Genomic DNA, 555 nt, shown 5'->3' on the forward strand with positions numbered 1-555 from the left:
GGCGCGCGCATAGCGATGCCCCGACCGGTGCCGGGCGAATTGTCCGATGACAACCCATCTGTAGTTTTTGCCATCGATTCTGTGGTTGTGACAACCGACCTGTAGTTTTCGCCAACCGATCTGTAGTCCGACCCCGCTCGTATGGTTTGCGCATGCAGGTCAGATCAGAGACGGCGCGGGTGCTCATCACCGTGAAGGCATCGCCCCAGCCGTCGGCGAAGTACGGCGACACGGTGTGCGTCGCCGGCATTCGGGTCGACGGGGGACGGGCCGAGTGGATCCGTCTCTATCCGCTCGCGTTCCGCTGGATGGGTGTCGAGCAGCAGTTCAAGAAGTTCGACCTGATCGACGTCGAGGTGCGGCGGGAGACCAAAGACAGCCGGCCTGAGAGCTACCGTCCAGACATCGACAGCATCAAGATCGTGAGGCATCTCGACGATTGGAAGGATCGGCAGCCTTACATGGAGCGCGTCGAACGCACCTCCACGTGCGCACTCAGCGCTGCGGCCGCCAAGCACCACGACGCTCCCTCGCTCGGGATGGTGACGGTCAGGT

General features: G+C 62.5%; 1 pseudogene. It reads left to right on the forward strand.

Features of this window, described 5'->3' with window-relative positions:
- Positions 1-179: 179 nt before the first annotated feature.
- Positions 180-555 (forward strand): annotated as a pseudogene (locus ABD161_RS15865) (hypothetical protein); the annotation flags it as partial.

Origin of the sequence: Microbacterium paludicola (assembly GCF_039529675.1) — a bacterium.
GTDB lineage: Bacteria > Actinomycetota > Actinomycetes > Actinomycetales > Microbacteriaceae > Microbacterium > Microbacterium paludicola.